18 protein-coding genes are annotated in these 17,751 nt (G+C 68.9%); 15 read left to right on the top strand and 3 right to left on the bottom strand.

Translation table 11 applies throughout. The features are described from left to right. From minE to ACTJIL_RS02500, 5 genes are all read left to right on the top strand, one after another. Complete coding sequence (gene minE / locus ACTJIL_RS02520) at window positions 1-264, top strand: cell division topological specificity factor MinE (protein ID WP_440754022.1); 264 nt, start codon at window positions 1-3, stop codon at window positions 262-264. A 104-nt stretch (window positions 265-368) separates the two neighbouring features. Beyond that, window positions 369-941 carry a hypothetical protein gene (locus ACTJIL_RS02515; protein WP_440754021.1) on the top strand — a complete coding sequence of 191 codons (573 nt, stop codon included), beginning with the start codon at window positions 369-371 and terminating at the stop codon, window positions 939-941. A 147-nt stretch (window positions 942-1,088) separates the two neighbouring features. After that, window positions 1,089-1,832, top strand: a complete 744-nt coding sequence (locus ACTJIL_RS02510) for an endonuclease/exonuclease/phosphatase family protein (RefSeq protein WP_440754020.1) — start codon at window positions 1,089-1,091, stop codon at window positions 1,830-1,832. Then, entirely contained in the window at window positions 1,829-3,016 is a 1,188-nt protein-coding gene (clsB, locus tag ACTJIL_RS02505) for a cardiolipin synthase ClsB (RefSeq protein ID WP_440754019.1), read from the top strand. Before ACTJIL_RS02510 ends, clsB begins: the two co-directional genes overlap by 4 nt. Beyond that, complete coding sequence (locus ACTJIL_RS02500; RefSeq protein ID WP_440754018.1) at window positions 3,013-3,951, top strand: UPF0104 family protein; 939 nt, start codon at window positions 3,013-3,015, stop codon at window positions 3,949-3,951. Before clsB ends, ACTJIL_RS02500 begins: the two co-directional genes overlap by 4 nt. A gap of 5 nt (window positions 3,952-3,956) precedes the next feature. Here ACTJIL_RS02500 and ACTJIL_RS02495 read toward each other — a convergent pair whose 3' ends face one another. Both ACTJIL_RS02495 and ACTJIL_RS02490 read right to left on the bottom strand, forming a co-directional pair. Next, window positions 3,957-5,234, bottom strand: a complete 1,278-nt coding sequence (locus tag ACTJIL_RS02495; RefSeq protein ID WP_440754017.1) for a sensor histidine kinase — start codon at window positions 5,232-5,234, stop codon at window positions 3,957-3,959. After that, complete coding sequence (locus ACTJIL_RS02490) at window positions 5,227-5,931, bottom strand: response regulator transcription factor (RefSeq protein ID WP_440754016.1); 705 nt, start codon at window positions 5,929-5,931, stop codon at window positions 5,227-5,229. Before ACTJIL_RS02490 ends, ACTJIL_RS02495 begins: the two co-directional genes overlap by 8 nt. A gap of 196 nt (window positions 5,932-6,127) precedes the next feature. Between ACTJIL_RS02490 and ACTJIL_RS02485 the strand changes: the two genes are divergently transcribed. From ACTJIL_RS02485 to ACTJIL_RS02440, 10 genes are all read left to right on the top strand, one after another. After that, window positions 6,128-6,967: a phosphatase PAP2 family protein gene (locus tag ACTJIL_RS02485; RefSeq protein ID WP_440754015.1), complete on the top strand. Its 840-nt coding sequence runs from the start codon at window positions 6,128-6,130 to the stop codon at window positions 6,965-6,967. Next, a complete protein-coding gene (locus ACTJIL_RS02480) occupies window positions 6,964-8,631 on the top strand; it encodes a phosphoethanolamine transferase (protein ID WP_440754014.1) in 1,668 nt (555 codons plus the stop codon). The genes ACTJIL_RS02485 and ACTJIL_RS02480 overlap by 4 nt, the downstream gene beginning before the upstream one ends. Then, window positions 8,628-9,377: a COG4705 family protein gene (locus ACTJIL_RS02475; protein WP_440754013.1), complete on the top strand. Its 750-nt coding sequence runs from the start codon at window positions 8,628-8,630 to the stop codon at window positions 9,375-9,377. The genes ACTJIL_RS02480 and ACTJIL_RS02475 overlap by 4 nt, the downstream gene beginning before the upstream one ends. 109 nt (window positions 9,378-9,486) lie before the next feature. Beyond that, on the top strand, window positions 9,487-9,921 hold the full coding sequence (locus ACTJIL_RS02470) for an EamA family transporter (RefSeq protein WP_440754012.1): 435 nt from the start codon (window positions 9,487-9,489) through the stop codon (window positions 9,919-9,921). 86 nt (window positions 9,922-10,007) lie between these two features. Beyond that, a complete protein-coding gene (locus tag ACTJIL_RS02465) occupies window positions 10,008-11,972 on the top strand; it encodes a M2 family metallopeptidase (RefSeq protein ID WP_440754011.1) in 1,965 nt (654 codons plus the stop codon). Between the two features lie 101 nt (window positions 11,973-12,073). Continuing rightward, window positions 12,074-13,300 carry a carboxylate--amine ligase gene (locus ACTJIL_RS02460; RefSeq protein ID WP_440754010.1) on the top strand — a complete coding sequence of 409 codons (1,227 nt, stop codon included), beginning with the start codon at window positions 12,074-12,076 and terminating at the stop codon, window positions 13,298-13,300. A 74-nt stretch (window positions 13,301-13,374) separates the two neighbouring features. After that, entirely contained in the window at window positions 13,375-14,100 is a 726-nt protein-coding gene (locus ACTJIL_RS02455; RefSeq protein ID WP_440754009.1) for an RNA polymerase sigma factor, read from the top strand. A 127-nt stretch (window positions 14,101-14,227) separates the two neighbouring features. Beyond that, complete coding sequence (locus ACTJIL_RS02450) at window positions 14,228-14,572, top strand: hypothetical protein (RefSeq protein WP_440754008.1); 345 nt, start codon at window positions 14,228-14,230, stop codon at window positions 14,570-14,572. Window positions 14,573-14,600: 28 nt separating this feature from the next. After that, on the top strand, window positions 14,601-15,023 hold the full coding sequence (locus ACTJIL_RS02445; RefSeq protein WP_440754007.1) for a DUF2231 domain-containing protein: 423 nt from the start codon (window positions 14,601-14,603) through the stop codon (window positions 15,021-15,023). 29 nt (window positions 15,024-15,052) lie between these two features. Further along, window positions 15,053-16,180: an aromatic ring-hydroxylating oxygenase subunit alpha gene (locus ACTJIL_RS02440; protein ID WP_440754006.1), complete on the top strand. Its 1,128-nt coding sequence runs from the start codon at window positions 15,053-15,055 to the stop codon at window positions 16,178-16,180. Between the two features lie 23 nt (window positions 16,181-16,203). Here the strand turns inward: ACTJIL_RS02440 and ACTJIL_RS02435 are convergent, their stop codons facing one another. Next, window positions 16,204-17,466, bottom strand: coding sequence for a multidrug effflux MFS transporter (locus tag ACTJIL_RS02435; RefSeq protein ID WP_440754005.1), 1,263 nt, complete (start codon window positions 17,464-17,466; stop codon window positions 16,204-16,206). Window positions 17,467-17,751: the final 285 nt, after the last annotated feature.

Here is a 17,751-nt window from a genome sequence, read left to right as displayed (position 1 = left end):
ATGGGCATGTTTGATTTCCTGAAGGTGAAGAAGAACACCGCCTCCATCGCCAAGGATCGCCTGCGCATCATCATCGCCCAGGAACGCACCAACCGCAGTGGCCCCGACTACCTGCCGCTGCTGCAGCGCGAACTGCTGGAAGTGATCCGCAAGTACGTCAGCGTCGATGTCGATGCGGTGAAGGTCGACGTGGTCAAGGATGGCGAGCACGACGTGCTCGACATCTCGGTTGCCCTGCCCGACGGGCGCACGGCGACGGCCTGACCTGGCCGGGCGTTCGTTCGATCCGGAGCCCGATAAAGCCCTCCCCTTCAAGGGGAGGGTTGGATGGGGATGGGTTTCCGATCCGCCGCCTGTGATCCCATCGTATGCACCAACCCCATCCCCACCCCGGCCCTCCCCTTGAAGGGGAGGGAGTAAAGCAAGGCAAAGGCGCTTCTCCTCCAGGGACAGGGCACGGCGAGGTACTGCGGCTGCGCGACATCGCATTCGCCGATGCCGCCGCCCTCCTCGCCCGCTACGACCTGCACCTCGAACGCGTGCCCGACGGCGAAGCGATCCCCGGCAGCTACTGGGGCGAATGCGAGGCCGGCGTGATCGGCAGCACTGTGTACGTACGCGGCGACACGCCGGTGCATTCGCTGCTGCATGAAGCCTGCCATCTCATCGTATTGCCGCCGGAGCGGCGCGCGGTAGTACACACGGACGCCACCGATTCGGTCGAGGAAGAAGACGCGGTCTGCCTGCTGCAGGCGCTGCTCGGCGACACCCTCCCCGGCGTCGGCCGCGTCCGCGTGCTGGCCGACATGGATGCCTGGGGCTACACGTTCCGGCTCGGCTCGGCAGCGGCGTATTTCGAACGCGACGCGGACGCCGCATGGGCATGGCTCGTCGCGCATGGGCTGGTCGACAGCGACCGCGGGCTGCGCCTGCCGGGCTGAGCGGCGAGGCGACCACGGCTCCTTTGGGAGCGTCCATGGCTGCTCCCACAGGGATTGCAATTACGGCACTCCGTTGCGCCACGCGACATGCACGCCGCAGCCGCTAGAGTCCCGCCGTGGTCGCATGCGCGGCGCAACGGCTTGCCGATGCTCGAATTCACTGTGCTCACGCTCAATACCCACCAGGGATTCAGTGCCCTGAAGCGCCGCTTCGTCCTGGCCGATCTGCGCGAAGCGGTGCGGACGGTGTCCGCCGACGTGGTCTGCCTGCAGGAAGTGCTGGGGGCGCACGAGCCGCTGTCCCGCCGCCACGCAGACTGGCCTGCGGTGCCGCACTACGAGTTCATCGCCGATGCGCTGTGGCCGCAGTTCGCCTACGGTCGCAACGCCGTGTATCCGGAAGGCCACCACGGCAACGCGATGCTGTCGAAGTTCCCGATCGCGCGGCATCGCAACGTCGACGTCTCGGTGCCGGCGTCGGAGCAGCGCGGGATGCTATGGTGCGTGCTCGACGTCCCGGGCACGGCACTGCAGATCCACGCCGTGTGCGTGCACCTCGGCCTGCGCGAGGCGCATCGCCGGGAGCAGCTTGACGCGTTGCGACGGCTGGTCGAGGACGAAGTACCCGCCGACGCGCCGCTGGTGGTGGCCGGCGACTTCAACGACTGGCGGCGCAGTGCGGACGCGGTCCTCGCGCAGTGCGGGCTGCGCGAGGTATTCGTTGCCGCGGGCGGCCGCCACGCCCGCACCTTCCCCGCGCGCTGGCCGCTGCTGGCGCTCGACCGGGTCTACGTGCGCGGCGTGCGCGCGGCGCGGCCGCGGGTGCTGTCTGGACGGCCGTGGTCGCACCTGTCCGACCATGCGCCACTGCTGGTGGAAGTGCAGGCATGAGCCGCGAATGGATCCCCGGCAACCGCGTCCGCCTGCTGGAGAACGGCAACGCGTTCTTCCCGCGGGTGATCGCCGCGATCGACGCGGCACGCGAGGAGGTCCTGGTCGAGACCTTCATCCTGTTCGACGACGAAGCCGGCCGACCGGTGCACGCGGCGTTGTGCGCGGCCGCCCGGCGCGGCGTGCGCGTGGCGCTGACGCTCGACGGCTACGGTTCGCCCGACCTGCCCGCCAGCTTCACCGCGCCGCTGGTCGAAGCGGGCGTGCGGCTGCGCTACTTCGACCCGAAGCGGCGCCTGCTGGGCCTGCGCACCAACCTGTTCCGGCGCCTGCACCGCAAGATCGTGGTGGTCGATGGGCGCACGGCGTTCGTCGGCGGGATCAACTTCTCGGCCGACCATCTGGCCGGGTCCGGCGAGACCGCCAAGCAGGACTACACGATCGAGGTCGACGGGCCAGCGGTGGCCACGATTCATGCCTTCGCGCGCGCCGCGCTGCAGGCCCCCGATGCGCCGCAGGGCTGGGAGCGCGTGTCCGGCGCGGAGCGCGACAAGGCCGGCGACGCCGGCGTCCGCTTCGTCGCGCGTGATCGCCGGCATCCGACCGACATCGAGGACGCGTACATCGCCGCGATCCGCGGCGCGCACACGCGGGTGATGATCGCCAATGCCTACTTCCTGCCCGGCTACCGGCTGCTGCACGAACTCCACCATGCCGCACGCCGCGGCATCGAGGTGACGCTGCTGCTGCAGGGCAACCCCGACATGCCGATCGTCGCCAACGCCGCGCGCGGCCTTTATCCCTACCTGCTCGGCGGCGGCGTGCGCATCGTCGAATATTGCCAGCGCCCGCTGCACGCCAAGCTGGCCCTGGTCGACGACGACTGGGCCACGGTGGGTTCGAGCAACCTCGACCCGCTCAGCCTGTCGCTGAACCTGGAGGCCAACGTCGCCGTCCGCGACCGCGCCTTCAACGCCCATGTGCACGCGCACCTGCAGTGGCTGATCGAGCACCACTGCCGCGTGATCGGCACGGACGACCTGCCACCGCGCACGCCGTTGCGCACGCTGTCGCGGCTGCTGGTGTTCCACACCATCCGCCACCTGCCAGCGTGGGCCGGGCTGTGGCCGGCACACACGCCGCGGGTGGTGGCGGTGGCGCCCGGGCAGGATCCGCCGCAATGAACGCGCGCGCCTGGTGGCGCCGGTTGCGGCCGCTGCTGATGGCCGTGTTCCTCGTGGCCGCGGGCTGGCTGCTGTGGCGGCAGGCGCGCACCATCGACTGGAGCGCCGTCGGCGCGGCGCTGGCGGCGTATCCGCACGGGCGCCTGTTCGCGGCTGCGCTCGCGGCGTTGCTGGCATACGCCTGCTACTGCGGGCTGGACCTGCTCTCGCGCCGCATCGTCCGCCACGGCCTGTCGTTCATGCGCACGCTCGCGATCGCGTTCGTCTGCTACGCGATGAACCTCAACATCGGCGGCACCCTCGGTGGCATCGGCTTCCGCTACCGGCTGTATGCGCGCAGCGGCGTCGAGGTCGCATCGATCTCACGGATCGTCGCGTTCGCGATCGCCGGCAACTGGTCGGGCTTCCTGCTGCTGGCCGGAACGGTGTTCCTGTTCGCACCGCTGCCGCTGCCGTCGCAGTGGCATCTCGCGCAGGATGCACAGCGGCTGCTCGGCGGCGGCATGCTCGCGCTGCTGGTCGGCGCACTGGCGATGGCTGCCTGGTCGCCGCGACGCCGCTGGACCTGGCGCGACCACGACATCGAACTGCCGTCCTTCGGCGTCGCGCTGGCGCAGACCGCGATCGCAGCCGCAAGCTGGCTTGCCATCGCCAACCTGCTGCAGGTTCTCTTGCCCGAGGACATCGGCTATCTCGACGCGCTGGGCGTCCTGCTGTGCAGCGTGCCGGCGAACCTCGTCATCCGCGTGCCCGGCAACCTCGGCGTGCTCGAGGCGGTCTTCCTCGGCCTGCTCGGCGGGCGCGCCGGGGCAGCGGAGATCCTGGCGGCGTTGCTGGCCTATCGCGCCGTGTTCTATCTCGCGCCGTTGCTGCTGGCGCTGGCGGTCTACGCGTGGCTGGAGGCGCCGCAGCGACGCGCCCGGCGCGCGCCCTAGGCGTATCAAGCCAGCGCAGCGCCGAGATCCAGCGTCACCCGGGTCCCGCGCGGCGTGCGCGGCTCGATCTCCAGGCGCCAGCCCAGGTGCTCGCACAGCCGCGCGATCAGGTCCAGGCCGATGCCGCCGCCATCGCGTCCGCCGCCACCGCGCGCGACCTTCGCGTAGATGGCGCTGATCTCCTCAGGCGACATGCCGTGGCCGGGATCCTCGATCACCACCACACCCGCAGGCTCCAACGCGATCGAAATGGTGCCGCGGTCGCTGTTCTCGATCGCGTTGCGCAGCAGGTTGCCGATCGCCGCCTGCACGATCGCCAGTGGCGCCAGCAGTTCGCAGGCGGGCAGCGGCGGCATGTCCAATGCGAGATCCTTGTCGGCGCACAGGTGGCGATGGTCGTCGACGATTTCAGGCAGCAATTGGTCGAGGCGGAAGTGGTCGCTGACCTGCGCCAGGCGCTGTGGGTCCTTGGCCAGTACCAGCAGCAGCGAGATCAGCTGCTCCACGCCGCGCGCAGTGCGCAGGATGCGCGACAGCTGCTTGCGCACCGCGTCGGGCGTGCCCGGCTGGCCGAGCGCCAGCTCGCTGGCACCGGCGATCACCGCCACCGGCGTGCGCAACTCGTGGCTGCTGCTGTCGATGAAGGCGCGCTCGCGCTCGACGAAGCGTTCGTTGCGCGCCAGGTAGTCGTTGACCGCATCGGAAATCACCACCAGTTCCGAACTCGCGCGGCGGCCCACCGACACCCGCTGGCCACCGCGGTCGGGCCGCAACGCGGCGATGTCGCGGGCCAGGTCGGCAAGCGGCTTCACCAGGCGTCGCAGGCCCCACGCGATCAGCAGGCCCGACAACGCCAGCCCGCCGAGCGCGGACCCCACCATCAAGGTGGTGAGGTGGCGTTCTTCGTCCTCGAACTCGGTGATGTCCAGGGTCAGCACCAGCCGCCGCCCGTCGACATCCCTGACCAGCACGACCCGCTGGCCGCCATCGATGTGAATTTCGTCATGCAGGCCGGGCTGCAGACGGGCAAGCTTCGCCGGCGTCGCAGCGCCGCCGGGCTCGCCGTACAGCGCCACGTCCGCGGTGTCGCGCCAGTGATAGCCGGGATCCTCGGCGCGACGGCGCAGGTAATGCTCGAGCTCGGACTGCAGCAGCGAACTCCAGACCAGCTTCTCGGCGCGCTCGTTGACCACGTTGCCGTGGTAGACCACCGCCAGCGACAGCAGCAGCATGTAGGCGACCACCAGTAGCGTGATGCGCAGGCGCAGGCCGGTCCTACGCATCGCCGGCCCCGGCTTCCCCTTCAAACGCAGGCGCGATCCGGTATCCGACGCGCGGCAGGGTCTGGATCAATTTGACCTGGAACGGGGCATCGACGCTGCGCCGCAGCTCGTAGACGTGCGAGCGCAACATATCGCCGTCGGGCGGTTCGTCGCCCCACAGGGCGTATTCGAGGCGCTCGCGGGTGACGGCGGCGGGACTGGCCTGCATCAGCACTTCCAGCAGCTTGCGGCCCGCGGGAAACAGGTGCAGGAGCCTGCCGGCGCGGGTCGCTTCCAGCGTGGCCAGGTCCAGGCGCAGGTCGGCCACTTCCAGCACCCGCTTCCGGCTGCGGCCGTTGGCTCGCGCGGCCAGCGCCTCGAGCCGCACCTCCAGTTCCGGCAGCGCGAACGGCTTGGTGAGGTAGTCATCGGCGCCCGCGCGGAAGCCGGCGATCTTGTCCGGCAGGTCGTCGCGCGCGGTCAGCATGATCACCGGCGTATCGCGGCCATGCTCCTCGCGCAGGCGGCGCATCACTTCGGGCCCGTCCAGGCCCGGAAGCATCCAGTCCAGCACCACCGCGTCATAGGCCTGCGTGCTGGCCAGGTGCAGGCCGGTGACGCCATCGGGCGCGGCGTCGAGTACGTGCCCGCGCGCCTCGAAGTATTCGAACAGGTTGGCGACCAGATTGCGGTTGTCCTCGATGACCAGCAGCCGCATGGCGGCGTTCCTCCGTGGGTCCGGGACCCGAGATCGCAAGAGCATCGCACTCCCGATGTCGAAATTGCATGGGAATCCGGGCTTAACGCCGATCCAACCGGGCTCCTACCCCGCTCCGACAGCGGCGCCACCAAGCTTGCGATCGGCCCGGCCTCCATTGCCGGGGTCGCCGTTCCCGGCAACACGAGTCAAGTCCTTGAACAACCCGCTTTCGCCAGACTCCCGCGCATCGCGTGCCCAGGTTCCCGGCGCCGAACTCTCCGCCATCCCCGTTTCCTTCCCGCACGGGCTCCCCGGCCGGCTGGCGCGAGCCGGCGTGCCGTCGTGGGCGCTTTGGCAGCTGCTGGTGCCGCTGGCGGCATTCGTGGCGGCCAATGTCGTGCTCCTCCAGTTCGGCGGCGACCGCTGGATCGCCGGCCATCTCTACCTGTGGGAAGGGGGCCACTGGGCACTGAAGGACAACCCGGTCACCAGCACGCTGATCCACCAGGGCGGCAAGCGGCTCAGCGCGCTCGCATGGCTGGGCGTCGTGGCGTGTGCGCTGATCGCGTGGCGGCGGCCTGCGTGGCGTACATGGTGCAAACCGCTGCTGTACCTCGCACTGGCGGTATTGCTGTCCACCAGTATCGTGGCGTGGATGAAATCCTGGACCCATGTCGATTGCCCCTGGGACCTGGTGGGCTTCGGCGGCACGCGCAGCTACCACGACCTGCTGGCCGCCCTGCCCGCGCATGCACCGCCCGGGCGCTGCTTCCCCGCGGGACATGCAAGCGCGGGTTATGCCTGGCTCGCGCTGTTCTTCTTCCTTGGCGACACGCGCCCGTCATTGCGCTGGAAGGGATTCGCCGTGGGGCTTGGTGCCGGCGTGGTCTTCGGCATCGCCCAGCAGCTGCGCGGTGCCCACTTCGCGTCGCACGATCTCTGGACGCTGATGCTCTGCTGGCTGGTCGCAGTGCTGCTGCACCGGGCGATGTTCGCGCGACGCACGCGCGTGCAGGCCGCTAACGCCGCTGCCCTGGCAGGCCGAACTCCATGACCGCCGTTGCCGAAGCCACCCCGCCAGCCATCGCCAGTCGCATGGCGTGGCTGTGCTGGCGTCCCACGGTCTCGACCGAACTGCTGGCGCTGCTCACCAGCGGGTTCTTCACCGTCGCCTGCAACTACGAGCTGTGGCACACGCTCGTCGCCGACCTGCACGCCCACGCCAGGCTGCTGGTGGCTGTATTCGTCTTCGTCACCGCGCTGCAGGCATTCCTGCTCGGGCTGGTGCTGACGCGCTGGACGGCAAAGCCGCTGCTGACCCTGCTGTTCGCCACCACTGCCCTCGCCGCCTATTACGTGGGCACGTACAAGGTGTACCTGGACCCGGACATGATCCGCAACGTCCTGGAAACCGACCCGGGTGAGGCCAGCGAGCTGATCGTGCCGGGCCTGGTGCTGCCGCTGCTGGGACTGGCCGTGTTGCCGATCGCGGCCGTGTGGCGACTGCGGCTGCGCCGGCGCAGCCTGTTGCGCGCCGCGTGGATCCGACTGGCCTTCCTTGCCGGCATGCTGCTGCTGGCCGCGGGCGGCGCGCTGTTCGCGTTCCAGGACCTGTCGGCGCTCGCCCGCAACCATCGCGAAGTGCGTTACCTGGTCACGCCCGCCAATTACGTGGTGTCGCTGTCCAAGGTGCTGCTCGCCACGCCGCCCGGCCCGGCGAAACCGCTGCAGGCGATTGGCGAGGATGCCCACGAACTGCCGCGCGCCGACGGTGACCGCCCGCGCCTGCTGGTGTTCGTGCTCGGCGAAACCGTGCGCGCCCAGAACTGGGGGCTGGACGGCTACCTGCGCCAGACCACGCCGCAGTTGGCAGCGATGCAGGACGTCATCAACTTCCCCGACGTCGAATCCTGCGGCACCAGCACCCAGGTTTCGGTGCCCTGTCTGTTCTCGCCTTACGGCCGCCACGATTACGACGCGGCGCAGATCCGCAGCCACCAGTCGCTGCTGCACGTGCTTCAGCATGCGGGCGTGCAGGTGCTATGGCGCGACAACCAGTCCGGCTGCAAGCGCGTTTGCGACGGGCTGGAGTTCGAGTCGATGGCCAGCGCCACCGATCCTGCGTTGTGCAACGGCAAGCGCTGCTTCGACGAGATCCTGCTGTCCGGCCTGCAGGCGCGGATCAGGCCAGATGGCCGCGACCGCATCGTCGTTCTGCACCAGCTCGGCAACCATGGGCCGGCGTACTACCAGCGCTATCCGCCCGCGTTCCGCCGCTTCACGCCGACCTGCGACACCGAGCAACTGGGCAACTGCAGCCGCCAGCAGATCGTCAACAGCTACGACAACGCCGTGCTCTACACCGACCATTTCCTTGCCCGCGCGATCGACCTGCTGCGCAACGAGCCCGGTTACGACAGCGCGCTGGTGTACGTCTCCGACCACGGCGAATCGCTGGGCGAGGACGGCCTGTTCCTGCACGGCGTACCGCAGGCCATCGCGCCCAGCCAGCAGACCCACGTGCCGATGGTGATGTGGTTCTCGCCGGGCTTTGCGCGCCAGCAGGGGCTCGATCTCGGCTGCGTGCGGCAGGTGGCGGACCAGTCCGCCAGCCACGACAACCTGTTCCCCACCATCCTCGGCATGTTCCAGGTCCAGACCGGCCTCTACGATCCGAAGCTCGACCTGTTGCGCCGCTGTGAGCACGCGCGGCCATGAACGGGCACGCGTTGGCCAAGGTTCCCGAGGTCACCCTCGGCTTCTGGATCATCAAGGTGCTAGTCACCACGCTGGGCGAAACCGGTGGCGATGCGGTCACGATGTCGATGCAGCTTGGCTATGCGGCGGGCACGGCGATTTTCCTCGCCCTGTTCGTCGCCACCGTTGCGGCGCAGGTCGGTGCGCGTCGCTTCCGTCCGTTCCTGTACTGGGCGACGGTGATCGCGTCCACGACCGTCGGTACCACGCTCGCCGACCTGGTCGACCGCTCGCTCGGGATCGGCTATGCCGGCGGCAGCACGTTGCTCGCGCTCCTGCTGTTGTGCTCGCTTGCGCTGTGGAAGCGCAGCACGGGCGCGGTCGACATGGGTAGCATCGATTCGCGCAGGGCGGAATCGTTCTACTGGGTGACTATCCTGTTTTCGCAAACCCTCGGCACCGCGCTGGGCGACTGGACCGCGGCTACCGCCGGGCTCGGCTACGCCGGCGGCGCGATGGTCTTCGGCTCGCTGTTGCTGCTGGTCGCGCTGGCGTACTTCCGGACCGGCATCTCGCGCACCGTGCTGTTCTGGACCGCCTTCGTCCTCACCCGGCCGCTGGGCGCGGTGGTCGGCGACTTCCTCGACAAGCCATTGCAACAGGGCGGCCTCGAACTGAGCCGCTATGTCGCCAGCGCGGTGCTGTTCGGGCTGGTGGCCATGCTGGTGCTGGCGCTCCCGCACAGGGCAGCGCAGCGCGCGCACTGAAGGCCGGAGCAGTCGAGCGGGCAAGGCGGGGCCATGCCACGGCCTTGACGCCGCGGCGCCGAGAATTCCCCCGACGCTTCACATCACGGCGTATTTCACTGGAGAGGCCATGAGCCAAGGCACGAGCTGGTTCCATTGGGCGCTGCTTTCGGCCTGCTTTGCCGCGCTCACCGCGATCTTCGCCAAACTGGGCCTGCAGCGCGTGGATCCCGACTTCGCCACGCTGGTGCGGACAGTGGTGATCGTGGCGGTGCTGGCGGCGTTCGTCGCCATGACCGGGAAGATGGCCAATCCGTTGACGCTGCCGCCGGCCACGCTATGGTTTCTGGTGTTGTCGGCGCTGGCCACCGGCGCCTCCTGGGTGTGCTACTTCCGCGCGTTGCAGCTGGGCAATGCGTCGCAGGTGGCCCCGGTGGACAAACTCAGCGTGGTGTTGGTGGCGGTGTTCGCGTTCGCTTTCCTGCACGAACGGCCCAGCCCCCGCGAATGGCTCGGCATCGCCCTGGTCGGCGCGGGCGTGCTGGTGCTGGGTTTCAGGCGCTAGCCCCGCGCATCGCGCCGCCGATGCTTGCGACCGGGCCGGCCACCCACTAGCCTGCAGCCTTCCTGCCACGGCCCCGGGGTAATTCCGTGACCTATCGCCACCTCCTGCTCGTCCTGTCCATCGCCGGTGCATTGGCGCTTTCCGCGTGCAAGCGCGAACCCTCGCCCGGCCCCGCGGTCCCGAAGGACGAAACCGCCGACCAGTTCATCGAGCGCGTCAATCGCGAGCTCAAGGCGATGTACCCGGAGATCACCGCGGCGCAGTGGATTTCCAACACCTACATCACCGACGACAGCAAGCTGATCGCGGCCAAGTCCAACGAGCGCTTCCTGACACAGCTCAACAGCTGGCTCGAGCAGGCCAAGCGCTTCGAGGGCAAGGACATGTCGCCGCAGACCGCGCGCGCGATCAACCTGCTCAAGATCGGCACCTCGATGCCGCCGCCGCAGGACCCGGAGAAACTGGCCGAACTGACCCGCATCGCCACCGACATGGAAGGCATGTACGGCGCCGGCACCTACTGCAAGGGCGAAGGCGACGACCAGAACTGCCGCCAGCTCGGCGAGCTCGAGGACGTGCTGCGCAACGACCGCGACTACGACGACCAGCTTGACGCCTGGCGCGGCTGGCATTCGATCGCAAAGCCCATGCGCGGCGAGTACAAGCGCTTCGTCGAACTGGTCAACGAGGGCGCTCGCGACATGGGCTACGCCGACGCCGGCGAACTGTGGCGCTCGGGCTACGACATGCCACCGACCCAGATCGGCCCGGAAACCGACCGCCTGTGGGGCCAGGTCAAGCCGCTCTACGACCAGTTGCACTGCTATGCGCGCACGCGGCTGGAATCGAAGTACCCGGGCGAAGGCTCGGTCGACGGCCTGCTGCCCGCGCACCTGATGGGCAACATGTGGCAGCAGGACTGGAGCAGCCTGTGGGACCTGCTGGAGCCGTACCCGGACGCCGGCAGCCTGGACATCACCGGCACGCTGAAGAAGCAGTACGAAGCCGACCTCAACGCCATGCTGGTCAAGCAGAACGTGATGCTCGATACCGACGGCCGCGCCGAGGTCGTCCACGCCGCGCAGCTCGAAATGGCGAAGAAGATGACCGAGCGCGCGCAGGACTTCTACGTCTCGCTGGGCATGCCCAAGTTGCCGGCGAGCTACTGGGACAACTCGCAGTTCATCAAGCCGCGCGACCGCGACGTGGTCTGCCACGCCAGCGCCTGGGACATGAACATGAGCGGCGACGTGCGCACCAAGATGTGCATCAAGCCCAACGAGGAAGACTTCACCACGATCTACCACGAGCTTGGCCACCTGTATTACGACCTGGCCTACAACAAGCAGCCGCCGCTGTTCCAGGCCGGCGCCAACGACGGCTTCCACGAAGCGATCGGCGACACCATCGTGCTTGCGATGACACCGCAGTACCTGCACTCGATCGGCCTGGTCGGCGAGCAGCAGCAGGGCCACGACGCGCTGATCAACTCGCAGATGCGCATGGCGCTGGCGAAGGTGGCGTTCCTGCCGTTCGGGCTGATGATCGACCGCTGGCGCTGGGGGGTGTTCGACGGCTCGATCAAGCCGGACGACTACAACAAGGCCTGGTGGCAGCTCAAGGCGAAATACCAGGGCGTGGCGCCGGTGGAGCCGCGCGGCGAGGAGTTCTTCGACGCGGGCGCGAAGTACCACGTGCCCGGCAACACGCCGTACACGCGCTATTTCCTCTCGCACATCCTTCAGTTCCAGTTCTACAAGTCGCTGTGCGACGCGGCCGGCTACAAGGGCCCGCTGTACGAATGCAGCTTCTACGGCAACAAGGTTGCCGGGCAGAAGTTCTGGGCGATGCTGGACAAGGGCGCCAGCCAGCCGTGGCAGAAGACGATGAAGGAGCTGACCGGCAGCGAGAAGCTCGACGCCGCGCCGGTGCTGGAATACTTCAGCCCGCTGCAGGAATGGCTGAAGCAGCAGAACGAAGGCCAGGCCTGCGGCTGGCAGATGCCGGCGCCGAAACCGGCGGCGGCGCCCGCCGCGCCGAAGGGCGCTTGAGCAACGCCGTCCGGTGCCGGTAGAGGGCTGTTCTGGGATAAGGTAGCCCCGGGGAGCGGCCCGCGCACAGACGCGTGCGCCGACGAATGGGGGAAAGCCGCTTGCGCAGTACCCATAGCAACGCCACGCCTGCCATCGTCCTGGGCCGCGGCTACACCGGCCTGGGCGCGATGCGTTCGCTGGCACAGGTCGGCATCCCGGCATGGATCGCCTGCCCCGCCGGCGACCTGGCCGCCCGTTCGCGCAGCTACCGGGCATTGCCCGGAACGTCGCCCTGGGACGGCACCATCGACGACAGCGCGCGTGAACGACTGCAGGCGCTGCCATTCGAACAGGCGGTGCTGATCCCCTGCGCCGACGACGCCGCGCTGTGGACGGCCGACATCGCCGGCAGCGAACTGTCGACCCGCTTCCGCACCAGTTCAAGTTCGCGCGCGACGCTGGAGATCCTGCAGGACAAGGATCGCTTCGCCGCCTATCTTGCCGGCACCGACATCCCGCACCCGCGCACGTTCGCCATCGCCGGTCGCGGCGACATCGCGGCGGTGGATTTCAGCCAGCTCGACCGCGTCTTCCTCAAACCGGTCGATTCGCAGCGCTACAACCGCGAGTTCGGCGGCAAGGGCGTCTGGGTCGGCGATCGCGCCGAACTCGACGCGCAGTGGAGTCGGCTCGATGCGCTCGGTTTCCAGATGGTGGCGCAGGAATACGTGCCGGGCGGCGCGGACGATCATTACTTCGTCGACGGCTTCTGCGATCGCACCGGGGCACTGGCCGGCATCTTCTGCCGTCGTCGGCTGCGGATCCACCCACCCGACTTCGGCAACAGCTCGTATTGCAGCAGCATCGCGCCCGGCGACCTGTCCACGGCGATCGACAGCCTGGCCACGCTGCTGGCACAACTGTCGTATCGCGGCATTTTCAGCGCCGAATTCAAGCGCGACGGGCGCGACGGGCGGTTCAAGCTGCTCGAGGTCAACACCCGGGCGTGGTGGTACGTGGAGTTCGCCGCCCGCTGCGGCGTCAACGTCTGCCGCATGGCCTGGGAAGACGCCAACGGGTTGCCGGTCGGCCGGACCGGCGAGCGCTACCGCGTCGGCGCCGGCTGCGTGAACCTGCACGGCGACCTCCAGTCGGTCTTGTTGCGCCGCGGACCCGGCACGATCCCGCTGTCGCGGGCGCTCGGGCAGTGGGCACGCGCCTACTTCCACGTGTTCCGCATCCGCGACCCCTGGCCTGGCCTGTCGCTGCTGTGGGAGGGCATCCGCCAGCGCATCCTGAAGGCGGTTTCACGCCCGGCTGCGGCGCAAGCGACCAAGGTGGGCTGAGCGGGCAACCCGGGCGGCACGCACGGGAACCTTTCCCGCACTGCTGCATCCGATCGGTGACACGAGGAGTTGCCATGCATCGCCTGCCCGCCATCGCCGAACCCGTCGCCTGGTCCACCCTGCCCGACGCGGAACTGGTCGCGCTTGCCCGGCAAGGCCGGCGCGAGGCGTTCCGGCACCTCATGCAGCGCTGCAACCAGCGCCTGTTCCGCGTGGCCCGGGCCGTCGTCCGCAACGATGCCGAGGCCGAGGACGTGGTGCAGGAGGCCTACACGCACGCGTTCGCCAGGCTCTCCACGTTCCGCGGCGAGGCGTCGCTGTCGACCTGGCTGACGCGCATCGTGCTCAACGAGGCCAATGGCCGCCTGCGCCAGCGTCGCCCCAGCGTCGACATCGCCACGTTCGAGGCCACTGCGCAGGAAGACCCGCGCGTGATCGCCTTTCCGTCGCGTTTCGGCAGCGAGGACCCGGCCGCGGCGGCAGCGCGGGCACAGATCCGTGGGCTGCTCGAACATGCGATCGACGAACTGCCCGAAGCATTCCGCGTGGTCTTCATCATGCGCGAGGTCGAGGGCTGTTCGGTCGAGGAAACCGCGACCACGCTCGACATCCGTCCGGAAACCGTCAAGACCCGCCTGTATCGCGCACGCCGGCTGCTGCGCAGTGCGCTGCACGACTCGCTGGCGGCCACGCTCGGCGAAGCGTTTCCGTTCCTCGGCCCGCGCTGCGCACGCATGACCGAGGCGGTGCTGGCGCGTGTCGATCGCATGTCACCCGCCATACCGCCGGGCCACTTGTAGGAGCGGCTTCAGCCGCGAGCTTTTGGTTCGCCAGGAGAACACGGAAATCTCGCGGCTGAAGCCGCTCCTGCAAGAGATACGCCTTTCCACAAGGCAACGCCATCCAACCCACCAAGAGGAACCGGACATGCTCATCTATGCACTCGCAGTTTTCGCCGTCGCCGCGCTCGGCGGCCTCGTGCTGGCTTCCAGCGTGCTGCGCGGCAAGCTCGCGCCGTGGGCGATTTCCATCCTCCATGCCCTGCTCGGCGCCAGCGGCCTGGTGCTGCTGATCGTCACCGTGCTGCAGGGCCAGGGCGCTGGCCGCGTCACGGCCGCGCTCGGCATCCTGGTGCTGGCCGCGCTCGGCGGCTTCTACCTGGCCTCGCTGCACCTGCGCAAGCAGGTCGCACCAAAGGCGGTGGTTTTCGTCCATGCAGGCGTCGCGGTGGTCGGCTTCCTGACATTGCTCAGCGCCGTGCTGGCGCTCTAGCCCACGCGACCCAGGCGCGGAGCACGCAATGACCACCGCCCGCCATCCCCTGCATCCGGCGCTGGTGCATTTCCCGGTGGCCTGCTGGTCGCTGGCGACCATCGCCGACCTCGCGAGTCTCTGGCTGGGGCAGCCGGCATGGTGGCTGGCCGGCGTGTTGCTCGCGATCGGCACGGTGACGGCGCTGGCGGCGATGGCGGCGGGGCTGTACGAATTTGCGCGCATTACGGAAGGCAACCCCGGGCTCGCCGATGCCCGTCGGCACATGCTGCTGGCGATGGCGGCGTGGGTGCTCTATGCCGCCAGCCTGCTGCTGCGGCTGCAGGGCACCACGCTGGTCGCGCCGGCGTGGCCGGCGCTGGCGACGAGCGTGGCGGGGTTCCTGTGTCTCGGCGCGGCCGGGTGGCTGGGCGGCAAGCTGGTTTACCAGCATCGGATCGGCGGGACCTAGGTTTCCCCGCCCCGCGGCATACTTCCGCCATGGATGCCGCCCCCGCCGATGCCGATCTCGCCGCGCAGCCGCCCGGTCGCGCCACCTCCCTGCCCGCGCGCTTCTACTGCGAGCCGGCGATGGCGGCGTTCGACCGCCGCGCCGTCTTCGACCGCGGCTGGCAATTGGTCGCGCATGTCTGCTGCCTGCGCGATCCGGGCGACCACGTCGTCGCCGACCTGGCCGGGCTGCCGGTCGTCGCCGTGCGCGGCACCGACAGCGAAGGCGGCACCGGCGGAATCCGCGTGCTGCACAACATCTGCCGCCACCGCGCCGGGCCGATCGCGCGGTGCGACGGACTGGCCGCGAAGTCGCTGCGCTGTCGTTACCACGGCTGGACCTATGGACTCGACGGCGTGCTGAAATCAGCGCCAGAGATGGGCGACGCCGAAGATTTCGACGTCGCCTCGATCCGGTTGCCACGGCTGCACGCACGCATCTGGCAGGGCCTGGTATTCGCCTGCAGCGGTGATGACCCGCCGCCGTTCGAGGCGCTGGTCGCCGGAATCGACGCGCGGCTCGGCACCGAACGCGGCCTGGCCGGTTACGGCCACCACCAGCGCATCGGCTACGACATCGCATGCAACTGGAAGGCCTACGTCGACAACTTCCTCGAGGGCTACCACCTGCCGCACGTGCATCCGGCGTTGAACCGCATCCTCGACTACCGGAGCTATGTGACCGAACTGTCCGATCGGCATTCGCTGCAGTGGAGTCCGCTCGAAAGCGACGGCAGCCTGTATGGCAACGGCGACGCGCTGTACTACTGGCTGTGGCCGAACACGATGCTCAACATCCTGCCCGGAAGGCTGCAGACCAATCGCGTGGTGCCTTTGGGTGTCGATCGCTGCCGGGTCGAGTTCGACTTCTACTACCCGCTCGACGATTCCGGCGAAGCGCGCGCGCGGCGCGACGCAGACCGTGTGTTCAGCGACGAGGTGCAGCACGAGGACATCGCCATCTGCGAGGACGTGCAGCGGGGGCTGGCGTCTGGTTCGTATGTAGCCGGGCGCTTGAACCCGCTGCGCGAGTCCGGCGTGCACCATTTCCACGAATTGCTGCGCCACGCCTATCGCGAGGCGCAGGAGCCCCCCCTGGGCGCGATGGCATCCCCGTAGAGCATCGCGCCCATGGGGCGCTCCTACAGGCGTTCGGTCGGCTCCAGCGCGGCGGCGTCCGGCGTGCACTCGGGCACGTGCCGCCCGGCCAGCCCCATCTCCCAGCGCCAGAACACCCAACCCAGCAGCGCGAACACGGCGGAACCGAGCGCGAGGTGGAGACCCTTGTGGCTCAGCAGCGGCGACAGCACGCCGGCGACGATCGCGTTCATCACCAGGCTGGTGAACGCCTGCAGCGACGACGCCGAACCGCGCTGGCGCGGATACATGTCGAGCACCGCCAGGGTCAGGATCGGGAACACCAGCGCGATGCCGAACGAACCGATCGCCATCGGCAGCACGCCCCACGGAATCGAGGGCACCGGCACGAACAGGTTGTACGCCACGTTGACCACCGCGCCGACGCCGCAGCAAATAAAACCGATGTTCGCCAGCCGCGCGCCGCTGATCTTCCCGGCCATGCGCCCGGACGTGAACGCGCCCAGCATCATGCCGCCGATCATCGGGATGAAGAACCAGCCGAACTGGCGCTCGTTGAGCCGCATCAGGTCCATCACGAACGCCGGCGCCGAGGCGATGTAGAGAAACAGCGCACTGAAGTTGAACGTGCCCGAGGCCGCCAGCCGCTGGAAGCGCGGGTTGACGAAGATCGCCCAGTAGTCGCGCAGCAGGCGTTTCGGCGCCAGTGACAGCCGCATCTCCACCGGGTGCGTTTCCGGCAACGCGACCGATACGGCCAGCAACAGCAGCAGCGAGAACCCGACCAGGAACCAGAAGATCGCCGACCAGTGGCCCCAGCCGAGGATCCAGCCACCGATGATCGGCGCGATCGCCGGCGCCACGCCGAAGATCATCGACACCTGGCTCATCAGCCGCTGCGCGTCGTCGCCGTGCAGCACGTCGCGGATCAGCGCCCGCCCCACGATCAGGCCGACACCGGCCGACAGTCCCTGCAATGCGCGGAAGGCCAGCAGCGTCGGCAGGTCGCGCGACAGCGCGCATCCCACCGACGCCAGCGTGAACACGGCCAGCCCGCCGATGATCACCTTGCGCCGTCCGATCGCATCCGACAGTGGCCCATGCACCACGCTCATCAGCGCATACGCGATCAGGTAGACGCTGATCGTCTGCTGCATCGCCACCTTGTCGGCATCGAGCTCGGCGCCGATGTGCTCGAACGCCGGGAAGATCGTGTCGATCGAGAACGGCCCGAACATCGCCAGGCCGCCCAGCAGGAAGGCGAGGCGGCGGAGCGGGACGGTCGGAGTCGGCTGGGCGGGGGTCATTGGGATTGGGGTTGGCGGCAACGGCACGCAGGCCGGAAGAATGCCCCGCTTCCGCAGGAGCGGCTTCAGCCGCGAGCTCCGGGCCTCGGGGATGCCACGGCAGCGTCGTCGCGGCCGGCCATCTTACGCGGCATGTGGCTGCCGGCCGCGGAACGGAGCGTTCGCGCTTTCCGTAAGAGCGCCCATGGGCCGCGCTCGCCTTCCCCGGGCAAGCCAATCGCGCCCGTGGGACGCCCCTGCGAGGGCTGGACATGCTTCTGGACGCCATTCGGCAGCCAGGCCACA

Origin of the sequence: Luteimonas sp. 22616, assembly GCF_052044325.1 — a bacterium.
GTDB lineage: Bacteria > Pseudomonadota > Gammaproteobacteria > Xanthomonadales > Xanthomonadaceae > Luteimonas.
Note: the sequence above shows the minus strand (reverse complement) of the source record. Positions and strands in the feature narration are given on the sequence as shown.

Bases quoted from the DNA above. Each gene is read 5' to 3' on its own strand.
- minE (WP_440754022.1), top strand. From the start codon at position 1: ATGGGCATGTTTGATTTCCTGAAGGTGAAGAAGAACACCGCCTCCATC.
- ACTJIL_RS02500 (WP_440754018.1), top strand. From the start codon at position 3,013: ATGAACGCGCGCGCCTGGTGGCGCCGGTTGCGGCCGCTGCTGATGGCC.
- clsB (WP_440754019.1), top strand. From the start codon at position 1,829: ATGAGCCGCGAATGGATCCCCGGCAACCGCGTCCGCCTGCTGGAGAAC.
- ACTJIL_RS02440 (WP_440754006.1), top strand. From the start codon at position 15,053: ATGGATGCCGCCCCCGCCGATGCCGATCTCGCCGCGCAGCCGCCCGGT.
- ACTJIL_RS02510 (WP_440754020.1), top strand. From the start codon at position 1,089: ATGCTCGAATTCACTGTGCTCACGCTCAATACCCACCAGGGATTCAGT.
- ACTJIL_RS02475 (WP_440754013.1), top strand. From the start codon at position 8,628: ATGAACGGGCACGCGTTGGCCAAGGTTCCCGAGGTCACCCTCGGCTTC.
- ACTJIL_RS02470 (WP_440754012.1), top strand. From the start codon at position 9,487: ATGAGCCAAGGCACGAGCTGGTTCCATTGGGCGCTGCTTTCGGCCTGC.
- ACTJIL_RS02445 (WP_440754007.1), top strand. From the start codon at position 14,601: ATGACCACCGCCCGCCATCCCCTGCATCCGGCGCTGGTGCATTTCCCG.
- ACTJIL_RS02495 (WP_440754017.1), bottom strand. From the start codon at position 5,234: ATGCGTAGGACCGGCCTGCGCCTGCGCATCACGCTACTGGTGGTCGCC.
- ACTJIL_RS02455 (WP_440754009.1), top strand. From the start codon at position 13,375: ATGCATCGCCTGCCCGCCATCGCCGAACCCGTCGCCTGGTCCACCCTG.
- ACTJIL_RS02435 (WP_440754005.1), bottom strand. From the start codon at position 17,466: ATGACCCCCGCCCAGCCGACTCCGACCGTCCCGCTCCGCCGCCTCGCC.
- ACTJIL_RS02450 (WP_440754008.1), top strand. From the start codon at position 14,228: ATGCTCATCTATGCACTCGCAGTTTTCGCCGTCGCCGCGCTCGGCGGC.
- ACTJIL_RS02490 (WP_440754016.1), bottom strand. From the start codon at position 5,931: ATGCGGCTGCTGGTCATCGAGGACAACCGCAATCTGGTCGCCAACCTG.
- ACTJIL_RS02515 (WP_440754021.1), top strand. From the start codon at position 369: ATGCACCAACCCCATCCCCACCCCGGCCCTCCCCTTGAAGGGGAGGGA.
- ACTJIL_RS02480 (WP_440754014.1), top strand. From the start codon at position 6,964: ATGACCGCCGTTGCCGAAGCCACCCCGCCAGCCATCGCCAGTCGCATG.